Annotated in this window: 27 protein-coding genes; 6 read left to right on the top strand and 21 right to left on the bottom strand. The window is 72.8% G+C overall.

All coding sequences use genetic code 11. The features are described from left to right. Positions 1-24 precede the first annotated feature (24 nt). From DEJ43_RS14215 to DEJ43_RS14140, 17 genes are all read right to left on the bottom strand, one after another. Positions 25-552 (bottom strand): HTH domain-containing protein, encoded by a 528-nt coding sequence (locus DEJ43_RS14215; RefSeq protein WP_015034056.1) that lies wholly within the window; start codon positions 550-552, stop codon positions 25-27. After that, positions 549-1,241 (bottom strand): hypothetical protein, encoded by a 693-nt coding sequence (locus tag DEJ43_RS37440; RefSeq protein WP_015034055.1) that lies wholly within the window; start codon positions 1,239-1,241, stop codon positions 549-551. Before DEJ43_RS37440 ends, DEJ43_RS14215 begins: the two co-directional genes overlap by 4 nt. Further along, positions 1,238-2,230, bottom strand: a complete 993-nt coding sequence (locus DEJ43_RS37435; RefSeq protein WP_051025877.1) for a hypothetical protein — start codon at positions 2,228-2,230, stop codon at positions 1,238-1,240. The genes DEJ43_RS37440 and DEJ43_RS37435 overlap by 4 nt, the downstream gene beginning before the upstream one ends. Positions 2,231-2,265: 35 nt before the next feature. Then, positions 2,266-2,520, bottom strand: a complete 255-nt coding sequence (locus tag DEJ43_RS38530; RefSeq protein ID WP_167537156.1) for a WhiB family transcriptional regulator — start codon at positions 2,518-2,520, stop codon at positions 2,266-2,268. A 30-nt stretch (positions 2,521-2,550) separates the two neighbouring features. Then, positions 2,551-3,207, bottom strand: a complete 657-nt coding sequence (locus DEJ43_RS14200; protein WP_015034052.1) for a helix-turn-helix transcriptional regulator — start codon at positions 3,205-3,207, stop codon at positions 2,551-2,553. Beyond that, entirely contained in the window at positions 3,204-3,515 is a 312-nt protein-coding gene (locus DEJ43_RS14195; RefSeq protein ID WP_015034051.1) for a hypothetical protein, read from the bottom strand. Before DEJ43_RS14195 ends, DEJ43_RS14200 begins: the two co-directional genes overlap by 4 nt. A gap of 37 nt (positions 3,516-3,552) precedes the next feature. Then, complete coding sequence (locus DEJ43_RS14190) at positions 3,553-4,635, bottom strand: hypothetical protein (RefSeq protein ID WP_041662476.1); 1,083 nt, start codon at positions 4,633-4,635, stop codon at positions 3,553-3,555. Between the two features lie 70 nt (positions 4,636-4,705). After that, a complete protein-coding gene (locus tag DEJ43_RS14185) occupies positions 4,706-5,113 on the bottom strand; it encodes a MarR family transcriptional regulator (protein WP_015034049.1) in 408 nt (135 codons plus the stop codon). Positions 5,114-5,116: 3 nt separating this feature from the next. Further along, positions 5,117-5,323 carry a hypothetical protein gene (locus DEJ43_RS14180; protein ID WP_041662475.1) on the bottom strand — a complete coding sequence of 69 codons (207 nt, stop codon included), beginning with the start codon at positions 5,321-5,323 and terminating at the stop codon, positions 5,117-5,119. Next, positions 5,320-5,604 carry a hypothetical protein gene (locus tag DEJ43_RS14175; protein ID WP_015034048.1) on the bottom strand — a complete coding sequence of 95 codons (285 nt, stop codon included), beginning with the start codon at positions 5,602-5,604 and terminating at the stop codon, positions 5,320-5,322. Before DEJ43_RS14175 ends, DEJ43_RS14180 begins: the two co-directional genes overlap by 4 nt. After that, on the bottom strand, positions 5,597-6,184 hold the full coding sequence (locus tag DEJ43_RS14170; RefSeq protein ID WP_015034047.1) for a zinc finger domain-containing protein: 588 nt from the start codon (positions 6,182-6,184) through the stop codon (positions 5,597-5,599). Before DEJ43_RS14170 ends, DEJ43_RS14175 begins: the two co-directional genes overlap by 8 nt. Further along, on the bottom strand, positions 6,184-6,633 hold the full coding sequence (locus tag DEJ43_RS14165) for a hypothetical protein (protein ID WP_015034046.1): 450 nt from the start codon (positions 6,631-6,633) through the stop codon (positions 6,184-6,186). Before DEJ43_RS14165 ends, DEJ43_RS14170 begins: the two co-directional genes overlap by 1 nt. After that, positions 6,630-7,004 carry a hypothetical protein gene (locus DEJ43_RS14160; RefSeq protein ID WP_015034045.1) on the bottom strand — a complete coding sequence of 125 codons (375 nt, stop codon included), beginning with the start codon at positions 7,002-7,004 and terminating at the stop codon, positions 6,630-6,632. Before DEJ43_RS14160 ends, DEJ43_RS14165 begins: the two co-directional genes overlap by 4 nt. Next, complete coding sequence (locus tag DEJ43_RS14155) at positions 7,004-7,495, bottom strand: hypothetical protein (protein ID WP_015034044.1); 492 nt, start codon at positions 7,493-7,495, stop codon at positions 7,004-7,006. Before DEJ43_RS14155 ends, DEJ43_RS14160 begins: the two co-directional genes overlap by 1 nt. 106 nt (positions 7,496-7,601) lie before the next feature. After that, positions 7,602-7,826 (bottom strand): hypothetical protein, encoded by a 225-nt coding sequence (locus DEJ43_RS14150; protein WP_015034043.1) that lies wholly within the window; start codon positions 7,824-7,826, stop codon positions 7,602-7,604. 76 nt (positions 7,827-7,902) lie between these two features. Next, positions 7,903-8,145 carry a hypothetical protein gene (locus DEJ43_RS14145; RefSeq protein ID WP_015034042.1) on the bottom strand — a complete coding sequence of 81 codons (243 nt, stop codon included), beginning with the start codon at positions 8,143-8,145 and terminating at the stop codon, positions 7,903-7,905. Beyond that, positions 8,142-8,360, bottom strand: a complete 219-nt coding sequence (locus DEJ43_RS14140; protein ID WP_015034041.1) for a helix-turn-helix transcriptional regulator — start codon at positions 8,358-8,360, stop codon at positions 8,142-8,144. Before DEJ43_RS14140 ends, DEJ43_RS14145 begins: the two co-directional genes overlap by 4 nt. 194 nt (positions 8,361-8,554) lie before the next feature. Between DEJ43_RS14140 and DEJ43_RS14135 the strand changes: the two genes are divergently transcribed. Then, positions 8,555-8,965, top strand: a complete 411-nt coding sequence (locus DEJ43_RS14135; protein ID WP_110014473.1) for a hypothetical protein — start codon at positions 8,555-8,557, stop codon at positions 8,963-8,965. A 361-nt stretch (positions 8,966-9,326) separates the two neighbouring features. Further along, complete coding sequence (locus DEJ43_RS14130; protein ID WP_015034039.1) at positions 9,327-10,229, top strand: Bax inhibitor-1/YccA family protein; 903 nt, start codon at positions 9,327-9,329, stop codon at positions 10,227-10,229. A 70-nt stretch (positions 10,230-10,299) separates the two neighbouring features. Here the strand turns inward: DEJ43_RS14130 and DEJ43_RS14125 are convergent, their stop codons facing one another. After that, positions 10,300-10,530 (bottom strand): DUF4287 domain-containing protein, encoded by a 231-nt coding sequence (locus DEJ43_RS14125; RefSeq protein WP_015034038.1) that lies wholly within the window; start codon positions 10,528-10,530, stop codon positions 10,300-10,302. 118 nt (positions 10,531-10,648) lie between these two features. Between DEJ43_RS14125 and DEJ43_RS14120 the strand changes: the two genes are divergently transcribed. Then, positions 10,649-10,978, top strand: coding sequence for a hypothetical protein (locus tag DEJ43_RS14120; RefSeq protein ID WP_015034037.1), 330 nt, complete (start codon positions 10,649-10,651; stop codon positions 10,976-10,978). A 98-nt stretch (positions 10,979-11,076) separates the two neighbouring features. Here DEJ43_RS14120 and DEJ43_RS14115 read toward each other — a convergent pair whose 3' ends face one another. The 3 genes from DEJ43_RS14115 to DEJ43_RS14105 form a co-directional block, all read right to left on the bottom strand. Beyond that, positions 11,077-11,919, bottom strand: a complete 843-nt coding sequence (locus tag DEJ43_RS14115) for a hypothetical protein (protein ID WP_202490755.1) — start codon at positions 11,917-11,919, stop codon at positions 11,077-11,079. 269 nt (positions 11,920-12,188) lie between these two features. After that, the gene (locus tag DEJ43_RS14110; RefSeq protein ID WP_015034035.1) at positions 12,189-13,409 is read right to left on the bottom strand and encodes an acetyl-CoA C-acetyltransferase; all 1,221 of its coding nucleotides are present in this window, start codon (positions 13,407-13,409) and stop codon (positions 12,189-12,191) included. Between the two features lie 111 nt (positions 13,410-13,520). Continuing rightward, on the bottom strand, positions 13,521-14,531 hold the full coding sequence (locus DEJ43_RS14105) for an SGNH/GDSL hydrolase family protein (RefSeq protein WP_051025876.1): 1,011 nt from the start codon (positions 14,529-14,531) through the stop codon (positions 13,521-13,523). A 155-nt stretch (positions 14,532-14,686) separates the two neighbouring features. Between DEJ43_RS14105 and DEJ43_RS14100 the strand changes: the two genes are divergently transcribed. The 3 genes from DEJ43_RS14100 to DEJ43_RS14090 all read left to right on the top strand — a co-directional run bounded on the left by DEJ43_RS14100 (position 14,687) and on the right by DEJ43_RS14090 (position 17,996). Next, positions 14,687-16,078 (top strand): cystathionine beta-synthase, encoded by a 1,392-nt coding sequence (locus DEJ43_RS14100; protein ID WP_015034033.1) that lies wholly within the window; start codon positions 14,687-14,689, stop codon positions 16,076-16,078. A gap of 423 nt (positions 16,079-16,501) precedes the next feature. Beyond that, positions 16,502-17,092, top strand: a complete 591-nt coding sequence (locus tag DEJ43_RS14095; protein ID WP_015034032.1) for an SMI1/KNR4 family protein — start codon at positions 16,502-16,504, stop codon at positions 17,090-17,092. A gap of 58 nt (positions 17,093-17,150) precedes the next feature. Beyond that, a complete protein-coding gene (locus DEJ43_RS14090) occupies positions 17,151-17,996 on the top strand; it encodes a MurR/RpiR family transcriptional regulator (RefSeq protein WP_015034031.1) in 846 nt (281 codons plus the stop codon).

Below are 17,996 nucleotides of genomic sequence, written 5' to 3'. Positions count from 1 at the left end.
AGTGGCGATCATGTCCAGCCGGGTTCAGCGGGTCGGCGGGTCGGGCGGGCTCGCGGTCTCATGCTCGGTGGGCTGGTAGGGAACAAACTGGTGGCGGCTGACCACCGGGTCGGTGGTGCGCGGGTACAGGCCGATACCCCAGGCGAGGCGGTAGCCCTTGGCTGCTTGCGCGACGGCTCGTCGGATGGCGTCCTCGGGAGCGGTCCCGTTGCGGGTGAGGGTGGCGAGGTCGGCCACGAGGGCCGCGTCGAGGGGCACGGCGAGATGGAGCGCGGCAGGTGTCGCGGTGTCGCGCGACGGTGTGGTGGGGTCCGGTGAGGACGCCGCGGCCGGTAGCGCGACGGTGAGGATGTCGGGCGCGACGGGGGCGCGACGGTCCTGGTTAGGGGGTGTCGCGGTGACGCGCGACAGTGCCTGGATGTCGCGGTAGACGACGTCCTTGGTGACGCCGAGGCGCTCCGCGATCTTGCGTTGCGACATGTTGTCGCGGAGCAGTTCGGCGACTGCCGCGCGACGTTGCGCGATGGTGAACGCGTCGGTGGGGGTGGTCATGACGCTTCCTGGGTGAGGTGGTGGTGGGCGGCCAGGAGGACGCCGATGCGGGCGAGTGGGGGCATGACGGCGGCGCGGTGGTCGTCGTACTCGTCGGGGGTGAGCAGCAGTCCGCACGACTCGCAGTCGATGTAGGACTCCCAGTCGACGCGGCCGAGCGTGAACGCGGCGCAGGACGGACAGGGGGCGTCGAGGGTGTGGCGGCGGGGCTCGGTGCTCGTGATGTCTCGTACGCGGCGGACGAGGTCGTTGAGCTCGGCGTGCAGAAGGGCCACCCAGGAGGACCTGACGACGTGGCCGAGGTGGCGGGCGAGGTAGGCGGCGTACGGGGCGCTGGGGTTGATGGGCGGGAGCATGTGGCCGAGGTCCTCGGCGAGTTGGTCGGCCCACGCGTGCAGGACGGCGTGGATGGGCTGTTGGTCGCTCTGGTCGCCGGCGGTGTCGCGTACGGGCCCGGGCGCGGCCGGGCCGAGGAGGTTGAGGACGTCACCGCGTACGGGGAGCGGGGAGTGCGCGCGGCCGGCGCCGCCGTACCCCTGCGCGGGGCGGGAACCGAGCTCCAGGGACGCGGTGAGCAGCACCATCTGGCGGGGGATCTCGCCGAGCCAGCCGCGGAGGCGGTGCTCGCAGCGGGCGCACGCCGTACGGGAAGGCCCGGCGTCGTGCGTGCAGATCAGGCAGAGGCTCACGGGCTCTCCTGCGGGTCGATGATGGCGCGGAGGGCGACTGCGTGCGGGTGCTCGGCCTGGGGGGCGCCGTGCTGGAGGCGGACCGAGGCGTCGAGGTCGTCGCACCAGGCGCGCACGCGGGTGACGGTGTCCTGCTCGGGCCACTCGACGCGGGCGTCCGGGTGACCGCGGACGAGGTCGTCGACGGACGCGGCGCCGGTGATCAGGCCGCCCTCGACGTCCTCGACGACGAGGCACCGGCCGGAGGGGAGCAGCGCGCCGTCCAGGGGCGCCCCGCGGCCGGGGTGGAGCCGGAACCCGATCGCGTACGAGCCTGCGGGCTCCGGAACGCGGAGAGCGGTGAGGGCGGCGTAAGCGTCCCCGGAGTAGCAGATGCGATCGTGGGGGTGCGCCGCGTCCCATGGGCGGTTCGGGTTGTTCCATTCGTAGATCGCTGCGGCCACCGAGGCCAGCCGGCGCTGCTCCTGCTCGGTGAGGTCCTCGGAGAGGCTGGCGATGTGCGCGCGGGTGGCCTCGACGTCGCTCGGGTGGGCGGCGGCACCCTGGTCGAGGGCGGCGGCGTACGCGGCGGTGGCCTGCTGCTCGGCAGCGCTGCCGGGGGCAAGAATCTCGCGCAGCTTGACGCTGGCCGCTGCGACGGCCTCGGCCTCCGAGGTGCCCGCCGAGCGCTGGTCCATGTCACTGGCCCAGGCGGCGCAGACAGCGGCGACCTGGACCAGCTCGGCGCGCAGCCGAGCCGGGTCAGACTCGGCAAGGGCCTCGTGGACCGCCTTCAGGAGGATCAGCGACCAGCGGGGACCGCCGTCCGCGATGACGGCGTCCATCTGGCAGGCCTCGCGGGCCGTATTGGCCTTCTCGGCGTACCCGGGGCGGCCGGTGCCGTCGGGGTGGCGCTGCTCCCCGAACCGGGCGATCTGCGCCTGACGTTCGGCGTCGACGTCGTAGGTGAAGCGGCGCAGGCCGGGGGTGTGGATGAGGGTCGGGAACATGTGGTTCTCCTGGTGGGGGTGTGCGCGGGCGGTCATCACGCCGTACGGGCGCGGCGGAGGTTGCGGCGCTCTCGCTCGTCCAGGCCGCCCCACACGCCGTGCTCCTCGCCCCGGTTGAGCGCCCACTGCAGGCAGGCTCCGCGGAACGAGCACTGGAGGCAGATCTCCTTGGCGTACCGGGTGGTGGCGGAGTTGACGCGCTCGGGAAAGAAGGTGTCCGGGTCGGTCTGGGCGCACAGACCGAGGCCGTGAAACCCGGGGGCCGGGGCGGAAGGGGTGCTCAAGGGCATGGGCATGGCGGTCTCCGGTGCGGTTGGCGGTCAGGCAGCTGCGGGCTGGCGGGCGGGTCGGGAAAGGTGGCCGTGCTGGTAGCCGAGGGCCACGGCGCGGCACCTTGAGGAGTGGTCCGGCTCTCCGGGGCGGGCCGCGTCCAGGGCGTTGCAGAGGCGGCGCACGTAGTTGACGGCGGTGGGGACACTGACGCCGAGCGCGAGGGCCAGTTCGGGGTTGGTTCGCCCGGCGGCGAGGTGCTCCAGCACTCGGGTCTCGAGGTCGGGCAGGTGGATCGGCGCGCGGGGTTCGGCCGGCAGGGAGTCCAGCCATCCGGCCCGGTAGGCGATGGCGACCAGTTCGGGCGAGTTACTCGCGCCGGTACGGGCGCGCAGGCGCCGGATGCGTTGGCGGACAGTGGCGGCCGGGGTGCTGGTGGCCTCGGCGATCTCGTTGCCGGTGCGTCCGCGGGCGAGGCCGGCCAGGATGGGGAGGTCGTGTTCCCACAGACCCGGGGCCGCCTGGACGAGGGTGCGGCCGACGTTGGCACGGATGACCCACCCGTCGGCGCGCAGGGCGTCGACGGCGGACCGGCCGAGGCTGCCAGCCTCCTCGGGGGTGATGCGGGTGCCGAGGCGGCTGAGGATCTGAGCGGCGATCACGGCGGCCACGGCCGCGGGCACCGCTCCAGCGTCGTGGGCGGTCACCGCTGCCACCCCTGCCAGCGGGCGGCGCGGACACCGGCCCGCCTCCGGGGCTGCGCCGTACGGCGGGGCGCGGGGCGGGTGCAGGTCGCGGCGTGGGGCATGGCGCGCCACTCGGCGCCCTCCAGGGTCGGCCGCTCGGTGGTGAGGACGCGGACGCGGAGGCGCCCGGTGCCGTCGGTGTAGGCGCCGAGGTTGCCCGCGGAATTGGCGAGCGCGTTGACGGCCTGGCGGCGGCCTGCGGCGGTGGTGGCCCATCGGATGGGCTGGCCGCACGACGGGCAAGGCGTCGAGCCGTGAGGCGTGGACATCGAGTCTCCAGGGTCGTGAGGGTCAGGTGAGGGTGGGTCAGCCGGTGCCGGTGGAGCGCTCGCGGTCGGCGGCGTCGCGGCAGTCGGGGCAGCCGCCGGCGGAGTCGGCCCGGTACGCCCGGCCGCACTCGCAAGTGCGCAGCGGCGCGAAGGGGTCCGCGTGGGGCCGAGAGCCCTGAGAGTCCCGTGGAGCGTTCCGGGGGGCCGTGGGCGCTCCCGAGGGCAGCGGGATCATGAACGCGCCCTGGATGGGCCCCGAGGACTCCCCACGGGCCTGTTGGGCGCGGCGCTCGCATCCGGTGCACACCATCCGGTCGGACCGGATGACGGGCTGGCCGCAGCCGCCCGCGCAGCGGCGGTGAGGCTTCTCGGGCTGCTGAGGGATCGTCTTGTCGCTCGCGGGCCCGCGCCCATGTGCGTCCTGTAGCTGAGGTACAACCTCAGCCACCTCATGGGGTAGTACCTGGGTACTTCCTGGGTGGTCGGGGCACTGTGCCCCCACCCCCTCGGGGGACTGTCCCCCTACCTGAGTAGGGGCACTGTCCCCCCACCCCTCTTCGGCCGACCTAGGGGCACTGTCCCCCGAGGTAGAGCCCTGAGAGGTAGGGGCACTGTCCCCCGAGGTATCGGTGCCGGGGGTAGGGGCACTGTCCCCCGACCCCTCAGCAGCCTGGGCGGCTTTGCGGGCAGCGGCGGCCGCGCGGCGCTCCTTCTTCTGCTGCTGCGCGATCCACACGAGGCCGGCGGCGCGCTCCCAGTCCGGTGTGGGGCACAGCAGCAGGGCGTACATCACGGCGCGGCCGCGGGTCTTGCCCTGGCCGTGGCCGTCCTCGACAACGGCCAGGACGCCGGCGGCCACGGCGGCCTGCAGGTAGAGGCGTACGTCCTTCTGGTCGCTGCGGCAGGCGGCGGCGATCTGCGCGAGGGTGATGGCGGCGCCGTCCCGCTCGTACCGCAGGCGGCCGTCCGCCGAGGCGAGCGTGCGCAGGGCGTACAGGGTGGTGAGAAACCCTCCGGTGAGGGGGCGGGGCATGGCCGGAGCCCACTGGCGTGCGAGCGCGTTGCCGTAGGCGTGCGCGACGCTGCTGCCGCTCGGCCTGCGCTGCTGCTCGTCGTCCACGGGGTGCCTCTCAGGTCGGTGCGGGTGGGGCTGGGCGGGCCGGGACCGCGAGGGGTCCCGGCCGGAGCCGTCAGGAGGTGGTGCAGGCCTTCTTGAGGCGGCGCATGATCGGGCCGGGGACGGCGAGCTGCACGGACGCGACGTTCCAGCGCATCCGGCGGTCGTCGCGGACGATCCACCCGCGCTGTTCCAGCACGTTCAGGGAGACGACGACCTGTCCGGGGTGCAGCCCGGTGAGGTCGATGAGACGGCCCATGCGCGGCTGGTCCTCGTCGGCGATGTGGCCGGTGGCCCAGTCGGCGTGGGTGGCCAGCGTCAGCGCGACCAGCTTGGTGTGGCGGTAGAGGTGGCTCCCGTTGATGCCGCGCTCCCACAGGGCGCGGAACGGCGCGTCGAGGGTGGGGTCGTGGGGGCCGGGGGCGATGAGCGGGTGCGCCTGGCGGCGGAAGACGTCGGCGGGGGTCGGGACGGTGCTCACGGGCTACTCCTGAAGGTGCGGAGGCGGGGCGGTGGTACGGGTGTCGAGGTAGTTGCCGGGCGGCCATCCGGGCCCGGGCGGGGCCTCGGGGCGGCCGGCGAGGGCGGCGGGGGTGTGGCGGTCGCAGCGCCAGCCGACGAGGTACAGGCGCGGCCGGCCGAGGCCGTGTGGGCCAGGGAGCTCACACGGCCGGAACGGGTGGCGGGTCATGGCCGGGGGCGGATGGTGCCGCAGTGGTTGCACTCCACCCGCCCGGGACCTGCCGGGTAGTGGGGGGTCTGCAGATGGCCGCAGCGCGGGGTGTCGCAGGCCACCCAGACGTACCGGCGGGGGGCCGGGACGACACGGACGAGCCGCACACGCGGGCGGGGGAAGAAGAACCGGCGCAAGGCCCGACCGCTGGCGACCGTGAGACACACGGTGCCGACGAGGACGGTGGCTGCGCCGAGGAGGAGCAGGCCGAGGACAGCCAGGGCCAGGGCGTCACGCACGGCGGTCCCCGATCGCGCGGATCTCGGCGAGGGCCAGCCCGTACGCCTGGCACGGGCCCGGGCAGTACCACCGTCCGGGCTCGCGGGAATAGGGCCAGACGACGTGGACCATGCGGGCCGTGGGCTGCGGGGCCGAAGCGAGCTCGCCGCACCCCGACACCGGACAGTCCCGGCCGGTGGGCACCGGCGCCGGCGCCGTCGGCTCCCCGACCCGCCCGCCGTTCCACCCCTGTCGGGCGGCCCGACGCTCACGGTTCCGGGCGTTCAGCGCGTCGCGGCACGGCTGGTACGCAGGAACCTTGCGCGTGCGGTGCTGGTTGTAGCCGCGGGGCGTGCCGTGCTCGATGGTGTCAACGGGCAGCGCCTCGACGGCCGGTCGCGCGGCCGTGCTGTCCACGCGGGCGGTGCGCGCCCGGGCCTTGTCCGTCTGCACGGTGGCCCAGGCAGCGCGGCGCGCCTGGTGGACGGTGTCACGGCGGTAGCGGGTACCGCCGTGACTGGTGCACAGCCGCCCGGGCCCCGAGTTGCAGTCCGGGCACTGCACGGAGAGCTGAGGAAGGGTGAGCGCCGGAGCCTCCATCACGCGTCGGCCTCCGGGTCGTAGGAGGCCTCGGCCACGACGGCCGTGACGGTGTAGCCGGTGGGCGTCTCCTCGTCACCGATCCGGACGGTCAGCTCGCACACGGACTCCGGCTCGTCCTCGTCGACGGAGGCCCACACGAAGAGCAACGCGACGTCCGCCGGGTGCTCGTCGCTGACGAGGTCCTCGCAGTGCGCCCGGGCGGCCTCCGCGTTCGCGTACAGGCCGACCGGGAACGGGCTGTGCTCGTACGCGACGCGGAAGACCGTGACGGCCCCGGAGGAGGCGGCGGGCGTCAGCTGGGCGGCGGCCAGGGCGAGCGTGGCGTGGCCCCGCGCCTCGGCGGCCAGCGCGGCACCCACAACGGGGTCGGCGCCGTCGCCGTACGTCCAGTGGTGGGCCATGCCCAGGAGGCGTTCGGCCTCGCGGTAGTGCTCGGGTCCGGTCATCCGTACAGCTCCATCTCGGTGTCGTTCTCCTCGCGCTCGTCGCACTCCGGGCACCCGCAGTAGGTCCAGGAGCCGTCGATGAACTCGGCGTGGCACTCGTCCCCGTCGGGTCCGTCGTCGGTGTCGAGCGGCTGTCCGTCCTCGCCGCGCTCCGGCCGGCGCGCGGCCGGGATGGTGATCAGGGACATGTCCTGGCCGCAGCCGGGGTGCGGGCAGCGGAACGAGTCGCTGTCGTACGGCCGCCACCACCGCCCGCCGCAGACCAGGCAGACCATGAGGGACTGGGTGGTCAGGTCGGACGGGCAGCCACACGCGTCGCGGGCGCCGCCGCACTGCTCGTTGGGGCAGAAGTCCGTGGGGTCGGTGGCCATCAGGCGTCCACGGTCGGGAAGGCGGGTCGCCGGACGGCGGAGGGGCGTTCCCGCCTCCACTGGATCGCCATGTACCGGGAGCCGTCCCGAGACGTCCGCGTGCTGACCTGCACGTTGATGTCGGTCGGCATGACCAGGCCCGGCACGTGCGCGAACTCCATGTGCTCGGTGCCGCGCAGGTGCTCGCCGCTCCAGGTGTCGGGCAGCCAACCGCCGAGCTGGCGGTAGACGTGCCCGTAGTAGTCCGGCTCCAGGTCCTCCACGACCGGGCCGATCAGCGGGACCAGCCCGTACGCGGTGAACCGGACCTCGGCACGGTGCGGCGCGGGGGTGGACTCGCCGCCCTGGGCGGTGTCCTTCCCCCGCGTGAGCTGGGCGAGGATCTCAGCCCGCTCGGCCAAGAGGTCGCGGACGTCCCGGTCGAGCTGCGCGACGGTGCGGTACGAGCGCTGGCCCGCCAGGATCTCGGCGACGCGGTCGGTGGTGAGCATCAGCGCTCACCACCCGTACGGCGCGACGAGGAGCGGGCGGAGTAGGTGAGGGCGGCCCGGACGGCGAGGACGCCGAGGACCCAGGCGAGGACGGCGCCAGCGGCGATCACGCGGCGGCCCCCTCGTCCACGGGGGCGAGCGGTCCGCCGGTGAGCTCGACGAGCAGGGCCTCGCGCTCACGCACCCACATCGGGCACGTGTCGACGTCGACACCGTCGAGGACGTAGAGCTGCTCGCCGGTCGCGGTGTGGCCGGCGGTGCGCCAGTGCGAGCCGTCGGCGGCCCGAACGAGACGCGAGGCCTCGGGCGGGAGTTGGGTACGGTGGATCATCACGGTTCCTCGATTCGAGGTTGAGGTGCCGAATACGGGGCGCCGAGGCCATGGCCCGGCCTCGGGCCCCGGTGGTTCAGGAAGCGCGCGCGCCCTTGGGGCGGATCTGCGCGAGAGACCGGGGCGCCTTGTCTGCGGCAGCAGCGCGAGGCCTGCGCCGGTGCATTTCCTTGATCTCGGTGAGGTCGTCGTCGTCGAACACGACGGCGACGCCGATCTTCTGGTGAGGCAGCCGAGCCAGGTTGTCCGTGAGGTATCGCTCTGCGCAGCCGAGGAGCTCGGCGGCCTCGCGGACCTTGTAGTTCCGGGAGAACGTCATCGGGAGCTCCCCTCTACGGAGAGGTCCTTGTCCGAAGCCTTGAGCTCCTTCTTGATGGCGGCGTACAGCCGAGCCGAGGGCTGGTTCCGCCCGCGCTCCACGTTGTAGATCGCCCACTTGCTGCAGCCCGCGGCTTCCGCGACGGCGACTACGGACTTGCCGCGTCCCTCGCGGAGGCGGCGGACCTTTCGGCCGTCAACCTTGAGGCTCAACATGACTCCAACATACTCCAACATTGGAGTTGGTCAAGCCGAAATGGGAGCGATGTTGTCCAACCTTGGAGAATCTGTGATCCAACGTGGCCCTACGTTGCGGAATTGGGCCATCGGGTCATGGCGGTGTCGTGAAATCCGGCCATGTGGCTGGGAGGGCATTGGAGCAAGTTGGAGTCTGGCTGTACTTTGGCCGCATGACGGAGGCTGGGTATGGAGCTGAAGAGCTCGCGAGACTCGGCGACACAGTGGAGAGCTTCATCGCCGCACAGGGCATGCAGCTCAACGAGGTCGCCGAGCGTGCAGACTTTTCCATCGAGACCCTGGCCAAGATCCGCAAGGGGGTGCGCGTTCGCCCCGCCACGTATCGGAAGCTTGAACGCGCGCTCGGCTGGGCGGCGGGCGGCGTGGCCGTCGCGGCGGCCGGCGGCGAGCCGACCGTGGAAGCTGCCCAGCCGATTCCAACCGTGGCGCCAGTCGAAGAGCTGATCGACCCTCAGGCGGCAGCGATTCTCACGATCCTGGACGGACTCCCCGTCCGAGTGCAGGCCGAGGTGCTCCGCAGGTTGGGCGACCGCATCCCACCCGAGGCCCGGCGTACGGCCTAGCCGATGCGATCCGGCCAACCCGTGCCCGCTAGCGCCTCACCTGCGGTGTTCTCGTCCGTGTTCCCGCGGGAACACAAGGGCGGGCGCCAACGGGGATTCCCGGGCCCGGTCGGGCCTGGACGGGAAGGAACGTAAAGGTCAGCGCGTCTGCGCAGGTCAGAGGCCGCTTCGGAACAGGTTCGAGTCCGGTTCCGGGCACCACACGGCGGCCCCCCGCGCGAGCCCCCCGGGGCCCCGCGCCCCCCGTGAAGATCGAACACTCCTCGGAAAAGATCCTCCCCGAGCACTAGAGAGTTTCTTTTGCCTACGCATTACTCTTGACGCGAGGCCGCGCGCATGCGGCCCGCCATGGAGGAGTGAGATGAGGAGCAGCAACCCGGTCTTCTCGCGACGGGGGTTCAGCCGCGACAACGGCGCCGCGGGCTTCAACGGCCAGCAGCCGCAGGCCGGGGGCCCCGCCGTCGGAACGAACCCGTACGCGACCGGCAACCCGTACGCCGAGGGCGCGACGAACCCGTACGCGACCAACCCGTACGCCCCGCAGCAGGACACGCAGCTCGGCGCCCCGCAGGCCCGCGGCAACGTGATGACGATCGACGACGTCGTGAGCCGTACGGCCATGACGCTCGGTACGGTCGTGCTCACCGCCGTCCTGTCCTGGCTGCTCCTGCCGGTCGACCCCGCCAACCTGGGCAAGTCCTACGGCATCGCCATCGGCGCCGCCCTGGTCGCCCTCGTGCTGTCGCTGGTGCAGTCCTTCAAGCGCAAGCCGTCGCCGGCGCTGATCCTGGGCTACGCCGCCTTCGAGGGCGTCTTCCTCGGAGTGATCTCGGCCGCCGTCTCGACGTACATCGCCGACGGCGTGGTCATCCAGGCGGTCCTGGGCACGATGGCGGTCTTCGCCGGCGTCCTGATCGCCTACAAGATGGGCTGGATCCGCGTCAACCGCCGCTTCTACGGCTTCGTGATGGCCGCCGCGATGGGCTTCATGCTCCTCATGGTGACCAACCTGCTGTTCGCCGTCTTCGCCGGCGGTGACGGCCTCGGCTTCCGCAGCGGTGGTCTCGGCATCCTGTTCGGCGTCATCGGCATCATCCTGGGCGCCTGCTTCCTCGCCCTCGACTTCAAGCAGGTCGAGGACGGCGTGACCTACGGCGCGCCGCGCGAGGAGGCCTGGCTGGCCGCCTTCGGTCTCACCATGACCCTGGTGTGGATCTACCTGGAGATGCTGCGTCTGCTGTCGATCCTGCAGGGCGACGACTGACCCGTCACGACTCGGGGGAGGGGCCCGTCCGGCATCGCGCCGGGCGGGCCCTTCCGCGTTCCCGGAGGGCTCAGAGCAGTCTGCGGGCCGCCCGGCGCAGGTCGTACTCGTGCAGGATCGCCTTCGCGTGGCCGTAGGCGAGCTCGTGCGCCCCGCGGAGCCAGCTCACCCGGTCCTCGAAGCGGAGGAGGGAGGGGCCCTCTTCGACGGTTCTCATCCAGTCGGCGATCTCACGACCGGTGCGGCGCGGGATGCGGGCCAGCATGTTGCGATGGGTCTCTTCGGAGAAAGTCTGGGACATCGGCGCCTCCGGACGCGTCGTACCGTGTGCTCCTCGTGCTCCTGGCACTTCTTCACGCCACCGTGCCCGGGCGTTCGCCCGTTGGCAAGAGGCCCGGGGCGGCGCGTAGGGTCACGGGGTGCGCGATACGAGTGAACTGACCGCCGCCGTCGAACGCTTCGCCGACCGGCTGCGGGCCGCCCCGCAGAGCCGCCTCCAGCGCGGTGCGGCGGCCGAAGGACTGGCCCTCGCCCGCGAGCTCGCGGTCCGCGCGCAGCGCGCCGAGGAGCCGGGGCGGGAGCCGAGGGCGATGCCGGACGCGGGGGTCTTCACCGTGGCCGACCAGTTGGTCGTCGCCGGGAACGATCTGGCCGAAATCCTGCGAACGGCCCCTGCCGGGTCCCCTGCGGGGGAGCTGGCGGAGGCCGTGGGTCTGGTCCGTGCGGCGGCGGAGCGCTCGGGGCTGTAGCTGGGCCCCGTCGGGCGGGGCCGTCGAGGGGGCCGGGGGGCCCGCGGAGGGGCGGGCCGGGGAAGGGCCCTGCGGGGCCCGTCAGGGGCTTACAGGGCTTACAGCGAGGCGATGACGCGGTCCGCCAGGATGTAGACGTTCTCCTCGTCGGACGCGCCGTACGAGAAGGTGAGGGCGAAGGCGCCGGAGACGCCCGAGCCGCCCAGCAGCACCGGCGTACGACCGGAGCGCAGGGCCTCCGCCAGGCGCTCCGCGGTCTCGCGGTGCCCCGGGGTCATACAGAGCGTCGTGCCGTCGGCGAAGACGTACACGTCGAGCGTGCCGAGCGGGCCCGGGCGCACGTCGGTCAGCGCGGTCGCGGTGTCGGCGAGCTCCTGGAGCCGGGCCACGGTCCGCTCGTGGTCGGTCACGACGGGGGTCTGCACCGGCACGAAGTCCGGGTGCGAGGGGTGCCGGCGGCGGGCCGCGGCCAGCTCGGCGGAGTCCTCGGGGTACTCCGGGTACTCGTCGAAGGAGTCGAAGGCGTCCAGCGGGTCGGCGCCGTCCAGCGCGGCCGCCTCCGCCTCCATGGCCTCCAGGGCCATCGCCTCGAGGCCGACGAAGTCCGCCTGGCGCGGGACGAAGAAGGTGCCGTCCTCCGCCGGGCCGCCCAGGCCGCCGAGCAGCGACGGGGCGTCGGCGGCGTCCCGGGCCTCCTGCGCGGCCCAGAAGGCCCGCGCCTCGGCGAGCTCGCGCTCACGCTCCTCGGCGAGCGCCTCCGCGACCGCGGCCCGTATCTCGGCGGCGGGCGTGGGGCGGGCCGCCGGGACCGTGACGCCGTGCGCGGCCGCCAGCTCGCTCCGCAGGGCGGTGACCTGCTTGCGGAGACCGTGGACGGCGTGCAGGGCGGCAGCGCCCACGGCCGTGGCAGCGGCCGTGGTCAGCAGCAGGGCAAGAGGCATGGCGCTCACTGACGTACTCCCGATTCCGAGTCGATCCCCCGACTTCCTACATCAGCTTGTCCTGGGGTGGGGCTCGCTGTCAGTGCATTACGTCACGAATTGGACAGGTATTTCTGCCAGGTGTTTAGTCCCGAAACCGCTCTGACCTGCGAAAACGAACTCCCCCGGGACGTAGGTCACATCCTGGGGGAGATTCGGTCACGGCTCGGACGCGGAGCGGTTGACGCCCCTGCCGTCAGGAGAGGCGCGCGATCAGAAGAGGCGCGCGATCAGGAGAGGCGCTCGATGACCATGGCCATGCCCTGGCCGCCGCCGACGCACATGGTCTCCAGGCCGAACTGCTTGTCGTGGAACTGGAGGCTGTTGATCAGCGTGCCGGTGATCCGGGCGCCGGTCATGCCGAAGGGGTGGCCGACGGCGATGGCGCCACCGTTGACGTTCACCTTGTCCAGGTCCAGGCCGAGCTCCTGGTAGGACGGGATGACCTGGGCGGCGAAGGCCTCGTTGATCTCGGCCAGGTCGATGTCGCCGATGGTCAGGCCGGCGCGCTGGAGGGCCTGCTTCGAGGCCTCGACCGGGCCGAGGCCCATGATCTCGGGGGAGAGGCCGGAGACGCCGGTGGAGACGATGCGGGCGAGCGGCGTGAGGCCGAGCTCGCGGGCCTTGGTGTCCGACATGATCACGAGCGCGGCGGCGCCGTCGTTCAGCGGGCAGCAGTTGCCGGCGGTGACCAGGCCGTCGGGGCGGAAGACCGGCTTGAGGCCGGAGACGCCCTCCAGGGTGACACCGGCGCGCGGGCCGTCGTCGGTCGAGACGACGGTGCCGTCCGGCAGCGTCACGGGGGTGATCTCCCGCTCCCAGAAGCCGTTCTTGATGGCCTGCTCGGCGAGGTTCTGCGACCGCACGCCGAACTCGTCCATCTCCTGGCGCGTGATGCCCTTCCAGCGGGCCAGGTTCTCGGCGGTCTGGCCCATGGCGATGTACGCGTCGGGGACGAGGCCGTCCTCGCGCGGGTCGTGCCAGCTGGAGCCCTCGGAGGCGGCGACGGCGGCCGTGCGGGCCTCGGCGTCGGCGAAGAGCGGGTTGTGCGTGTCGGGCAGGGAGTCCGAGTTGCCCTTCACGAAGCGGGACACCATCTCGACACCGGCCGAGATGAAGACGTCGCCCTCGCCCGCCTTGATCGCGTGCAGCGCCATCCGGGAGGTCTGCAGCGAGGAGGAGCAGTAGCGGGTGATCGTGCAGCCCGGCAGGTGGTCCATGCCCATCTGCACGGCCACGATGCGGCCCAGGTTGTTGCCCTGCTCGCCGCCCGGGAGGCCGCAGCCCAGCATCAGGTCGTCGATGTCGCGCGGGTCGAGCTCCGGCACCTTGGCCAGCGCGGCCTGGACGATGGTCGCGGTGAGGTCGTCCGGCCGCAGGTCCTTGAGGGAGCCCTTGAAGGCCCGGCCGATGGGCGAGCGGGCGGTCGAGACGATCACGGCTTCGGGCATCACGGCTCCATGAGGGTGCGGAGTGGGCGGACTGAAAGGGAAGTTACCCGTACGTACCGCAGGGGTCACCGCCCTGACGGTGTGACGGTCACCTCTTTTCTAAGCGGGCGCTCAGTTGGTGGGGGCGGGTGTCTCCGCGGCCCCTTCCCCCCGGGTGTCCGTCGATGCCTCCGCGGGCTCCGGCAGACGCCGCCTCCTGCGGTGCTTGAGCAGGGCCCAGGGCGCCCGGGCGCCCGTCACCTCGGTGCCCGCCTCCCTGACCGCCTCCGCCGCGGCCTTCGCGACCGGCAGCATGTTCTCCCGGCGGGCCGGCTCCAGGCGGTCGGTCTCCGGCCAGACGCCGAGCACCGCGCAGAGCGTCGGCAGGACGGCCATCGCCGCCGTCGCGTACCCCTCCGCCGAGGGATGGAAGTTGTCCACCCCGAACATCTCGCGCGGGTTCTCGGCGAACTCCGGGCCGAGCAGGTCACCGAGCGACACCGTCCGCCCGCCCTGCTCGACCACCACGATCGTCTGCGCCGCCGCGAGCTGCCGGGAGGCCCGCCGGGCCAGCCAGCGCAGCGGCTGGTAGACCGGCTCGATCGTCCCCAGGTCCGGGCAGGTCCCGACCACCACCTCCGCGCCGGCCGTCCGCAGCCGCCGCACCGCCGAGGCGAGCAGCCGCACGGATTCGGTCGCCGGCATGCGGTGCGTCACGTCGTTCGCCCCGATCATGATCACGCAGACGTCCGGCGGCCCGAGCGGCTGCGCGAGCAGCAGCGACACCTGGCGCTCCAGATCGTCCGAGCGCGCCCCGGAGAGGGCCACGTTCCGCAGCAGCACCGGCCGCTCCGCCACCGCGGCGAGCCCCGAGGCGAGCAGCGCGCCCGGTGTCTGACCCGTGCGGCGGACCCCTTGGCCCGCCGCCGTGGAATCACCCAGAAGGGCCAGTCGCAGCGGGTCGTCCGTGCCGAAGGCGCGGCCGTACAGCCCGTCCGCCGCGGGCGGCAGCGGCGCGGCGCCGCCGCCCACCGTCCGCTTCGCGATCTGCGCCTCGGCCAGCAGGACGCCCACCGCCGCCACACCCAGCAGCCCGATGCTCCCGCCGCCGTACGCCGCTCCCGCCGCGATCCGGCGCGCCACCCTCGCCCTCGACATGGGGGCCGTCACCTCCTCCGAGCCGTCGCCGCCCTCGGGGCCCGTGGGGCCCTTCAAGCCGTTCAGGGTCTAACTGCCCCGTAACCCGCTCCGACTACGCATACGCTGGCCACACCATTACGGAGACCCCGGAGATTACGGTGCAATTCCACGACTCGATGATCAGCCTCGTCGGCAACACCCCGCTGGTGAAGCTCAACAACGTCACAGCGGGCATTCAGGCGACCGTCCTGGCCAAGGTCGAGTACTTCAACCCCGGAGGCTCGGTCAAGGACCGGATCGCCGTGCGGATGATCGAGGCGGCCGAGCAGAGCGGCGAGCTCAAGCCCGGTGGGACCATCGTCGAGCCCACGTCCGGCAACACCGGCGTCGGCCTGGCGATCGTGGCCCAGCAGAAGGGCTACAAGTGCATCTTCGTCTGCCCCGACAAGGTGTCCCTCGACAAGATCAACGTGCTGCGGGCGTACGGCGCCGAGGTCGTCGTCTGCCCCACCGCGGTCGACCCGGAGCACCCGGACTCGTACTACAACGTCTCGGACCGGCTCGTCCGTGAGACGCCGGGCGCCTGGAAGCCCGACCAGTACTCCAACCCGAACAACCCGCGCTCCCACTACGAGACCACCGGTCCCGAGCTCTGGGAGCAGACGGACGGGAAGATCACCCACTTCGTGGCGGGCGTCGGCACCGGCGGCACCATCTCCGGCACCGGCAACTACCTCAAGGAGGCCAGCGGCGGCTCCGTGAAGATCATCGGCGCCGACCCGGAGGGCTCCGTCTACTCCGGCGGCTCCGGGCGCCCGTACCTCGTCGAGGGCGTCGGCGAGGACTTCTGGCCGACCGCCTACGACCGGAACGTCACGGACCGGATCGTCGCCGTGTCCGACAAGGACTCCTTCCAGATGACCCGCCGCCTCGCCAAGGAGGAGGGCCTCCTCGTCGGCGGCTCCTGCGGCATGGCCGTCGTGGCCGCCCTGGAGGTCGCCAGGGAGCTCGGCCCGGACGACGTCGTCGTCGTGCTGCTGCCGGACTCCGGCCGCGGCTACATGTCGAAGATCTTCAGCGACGAGTGGATGGCCGGCCACGGCTTCCTGGAGGACACCTCCTCGGCCACCGTCGCGGACGTCCTGCGCCACAAGGAGGGCGGCACCATGCCCTCCCTGGTCCACATGCACCCGGACGAGACCGTCGGCCAGGCCATCGAGGTGCTCCGCGAGTACGGCGTCTCGCAGATGCCGATCGTGAAGCCGGGCGCGGGCCACCCCGACGTGATGGCCGCCGAGGTCGTCGGATCGGTCGTCGAGCGTGAGCTGCTCGACGCCCTCTTCACCCAGCGCGCCTCCCTGGAGGACTCGCTGGAGAGCCACATGAGCGCGCCGCTGCCGCAGGTCGGCTCGGGCGAGCCGGTCGCCGCCCTGATGTCCGTCCTCGGCGAGGCCGCCGACGCGGCGATCGTGCTGGTCGAGGGCAAGCCGACCGGTGTGGTGAGCCGTCAGGACCTGCTGGCCTTCCTGGCCAACGGCGGCGCCAAGTAGCACCCGGCGGGCGCGGCGGCGGCGTTCGCGCAATCGGTACGAGCGCGACACGTACCCGCAGCACCCGCTTAACACGGGTCCGGCACAGTGGTGGTTGTCGGCGTCACGGACCTCCGGAGCGGCTCCCGGACCTCCAGACGACGCCGCCGGACGCGGAGACCGGCCCTGACCCGGGCCCGTGTCCTCGCGGGGACCGCCGTCGTCCCGCCCCCCGGTAACGGGGGTGCGGCGGTCCCCGCGCCGAACACCTCGTCACGACGACGGGCCCCTCGCCGAGGCGGGGGGCCCGTCGTCGTTTCCGGTCCAACGGCGAGGCCTCATGCGGGCGTTGGTGCCGGGCGCGGGCTGGCCCGTTCCCGGGGAGTCCCGGGCGGAGGTGGTGTAGGAAAGATCTCGTACGCCCCTTCGAACCGGGAGTCATCCATGTCTGACGCCGACGACGTCCGCTCGGCCTGGTCCAGGATCACCCACTGGCTGGAGAAGCACGCGCCCGACGACCACGCCGCCCTGCGTCCCGGCGCCCCGGAGGCCGACCTCGCCGCCCTGGAGGACGGCCTCGGCTTCCCGCTGGACCCCGCCCTGCGCGCGCTGCTCTCGGTCTGCGACGGCGTCGTGCCGCGCGTGGCGAGCGACGAGCCGGGGGCCTTCGTCATCGGCCACAGCCTCCTGGGCACCGGGCAGGTCCTGGAGGGGCAGCGCCACCTCGCCTCCCGGGCGGCCGAGTTCGCCGAGGAGGGGTACGAGGACGAGGTCGGCAGGACCGCGCACGCGCGCTGGGTTCCGTTCGCCCGGTCCGTCACCGGTGACCTGCTCTTCGTGGACCACCGGGAGGCCGGGTACGGGACCGTCGGGGAGCTCTCCTTCGGCGATCCGGACCACGAGCGCCCGTGGCCGGGCCTGGCGGTCATGCTCGACGACCTGGCCACCGCCATGGAGGCGCGGGTTCCGCTGTTCGTGGTGGGCCGCCGGCCCGTGGTCCACGAGGGCCGGATGCTGGAGTGGCCCACGGCCTGACCTGCTGTGCATATCCTTATACAGGAGATCCGCGTATGAATAGGTGAAGGGGCATGGCATGAGCGACAGCACCGCCGGCCGGCTGCAGGCGCTCTTCGAGGGCCACCGGCTGACGCCGACCCAGCGCCGGATCGCCCACTGCATGGTGCGGCGCTCCGGAGACGTGCCGTTCCTGTCCAGCGTCGAGCTCGCCGAGCTCGCCGGGGTCAGCCAGCCCTCCGTCACCCGCTTCGCCGTCGCCCTCGGCTTCGACGGCTACCCGGCCCTCCGCCGCCACCTGCGCGAGGTCGCGCCGCCCGAGCCGGACGACGCCGAAGCCCGCGGCGAGGTGCTCAACGAGTACCAGCAGGCCGTGCTCGCCGAGATCGAGAACCTCAGGCACCTCGCCGGACTGCTCGCCGACCCGGTGCCCGTCGAGCGGGCCGGGCGGCTGCTCGCCCGCTCCCGGCCGCTGCCCGTGCTCGGACTGCGCGCCGCGTCCTCACAGGCGCGCGGCTTCGCCTACTTCGCCGCCAAGGTGCACCCCGACGTCCGGCTCCTCGACGAGGCCGGCTCGATGCTCACGGACCGCGTCGACGCCGCCGTACGCGCCGGGGCCACCGCCCTGCTGTGCTTCGCGCTGCCCCGGCACCCGCGCGAGGTCGTCGAGGCCCTGGAGTACGCGCGGGCGGCCGGGCTCACGGTCGTCACCGTCGCCGAGTCGGCGTTCGCGCCCGTCGCCGCCCACAGCGACCTGCTGATCCCGGCCGCCGTCGGCACCGGGCTCGCCTTCGACACCGCCTGCGCGCCGATGATGCTCGGCCGGGTCCTCCTGGAGGCCATGGCGGACGAACTCCCGGACGCGCAGGCGCGCCTGGAGGAGTTCGACACGAAGGCGGCGGCGCGGGGCCTGTTCGTCGAGTAG

Source organism: Streptomyces venezuelae ATCC 10712 (assembly GCF_008639165.1).
Lineage (GTDB): Bacteria > Actinomycetota > Actinomycetes > Streptomycetales > Streptomycetaceae > Streptomyces > Streptomyces venezuelae.
Note: the sequence above shows the minus strand (reverse complement) of the source record. Positions and strands in the feature narration are given on the sequence as shown.

Coding starts and splice junctions, on each gene's coding strand:
- DEJ43_RS14215 (WP_015034056.1), bottom strand. CDS start 552: ATGACCACCCCCACCGACGCGTTCACCATCGCGCAACGTCGCGCGGCA.
- DEJ43_RS37435 (WP_051025877.1), bottom strand. CDS start 2,230: ATGTTCCCGACCCTCATCCACACCCCCGGCCTGCGCCGCTTCACCTAC.
- DEJ43_RS38530 (WP_167537156.1), bottom strand. CDS start 2,520: ATGCCCTTGAGCACCCCTTCCGCCCCGGCCCCCGGGTTTCACGGCCTC.
- DEJ43_RS14195 (WP_015034051.1), bottom strand. CDS start 3,515: ATGTCCACGCCTCACGGCTCGACGCCTTGCCCGTCGTGCGGCCAGCCC.
- DEJ43_RS14180 (WP_041662475.1), bottom strand. CDS start 5,323: ATGACCCGCCACCCGTTCCGGCCGTGTGAGCTCCCTGGCCCACACGGC.
- DEJ43_RS14170 (WP_015034047.1), bottom strand. CDS start 6,184: ATGGAGGCTCCGGCGCTCACCCTTCCTCAGCTCTCCGTGCAGTGCCCG.
- DEJ43_RS14165 (WP_015034046.1), bottom strand. CDS start 6,633: ATGACCGGACCCGAGCACTACCGCGAGGCCGAACGCCTCCTGGGCATG.
- DEJ43_RS14160 (WP_015034045.1), bottom strand. CDS start 7,004: ATGGCCACCGACCCCACGGACTTCTGCCCCAACGAGCAGTGCGGCGGC.
- DEJ43_RS14155 (WP_015034044.1), bottom strand. CDS start 7,495: ATGCTCACCACCGACCGCGTCGCCGAGATCCTGGCGGGCCAGCGCTCG.
- DEJ43_RS14150 (WP_015034043.1), bottom strand. CDS start 7,826: ATGATCCACCGTACCCAACTCCCGCCCGAGGCCTCGCGTCTCGTTCGG.
- DEJ43_RS14145 (WP_015034042.1), bottom strand. CDS start 8,145: ATGACGTTCTCCCGGAACTACAAGGTCCGCGAGGCCGCCGAGCTCCTC.
- DEJ43_RS14140 (WP_015034041.1), bottom strand. CDS start 8,360: ATGTTGAGCCTCAAGGTTGACGGCCGAAAGGTCCGCCGCCTCCGCGAG.
- DEJ43_RS14135 (WP_110014473.1), top strand. CDS start 8,555: ATGACGGAGGCTGGGTATGGAGCTGAAGAGCTCGCGAGACTCGGCGAC.
- DEJ43_RS14130 (WP_015034039.1), top strand. CDS start 9,327: ATGAGGAGCAGCAACCCGGTCTTCTCGCGACGGGGGTTCAGCCGCGAC.
- DEJ43_RS14125 (WP_015034038.1), bottom strand. CDS start 10,530: ATGTCCCAGACTTTCTCCGAAGAGACCCATCGCAACATGCTGGCCCGC.
- DEJ43_RS14115 (WP_202490755.1), bottom strand. CDS start 11,919: ATGCCTCTTGCCCTGCTGCTGACCACGGCCGCTGCCACGGCCGTGGGC.
- DEJ43_RS14110 (WP_015034035.1), bottom strand. CDS start 13,409: ATGCCCGAAGCCGTGATCGTCTCGACCGCCCGCTCGCCCATCGGCCGG.
- DEJ43_RS14095 (WP_015034032.1), top strand. CDS start 16,502: ATGTCTGACGCCGACGACGTCCGCTCGGCCTGGTCCAGGATCACCCAC.
- DEJ43_RS14090 (WP_015034031.1), top strand. CDS start 17,151: ATGAGCGACAGCACCGCCGGCCGGCTGCAGGCGCTCTTCGAGGGCCAC.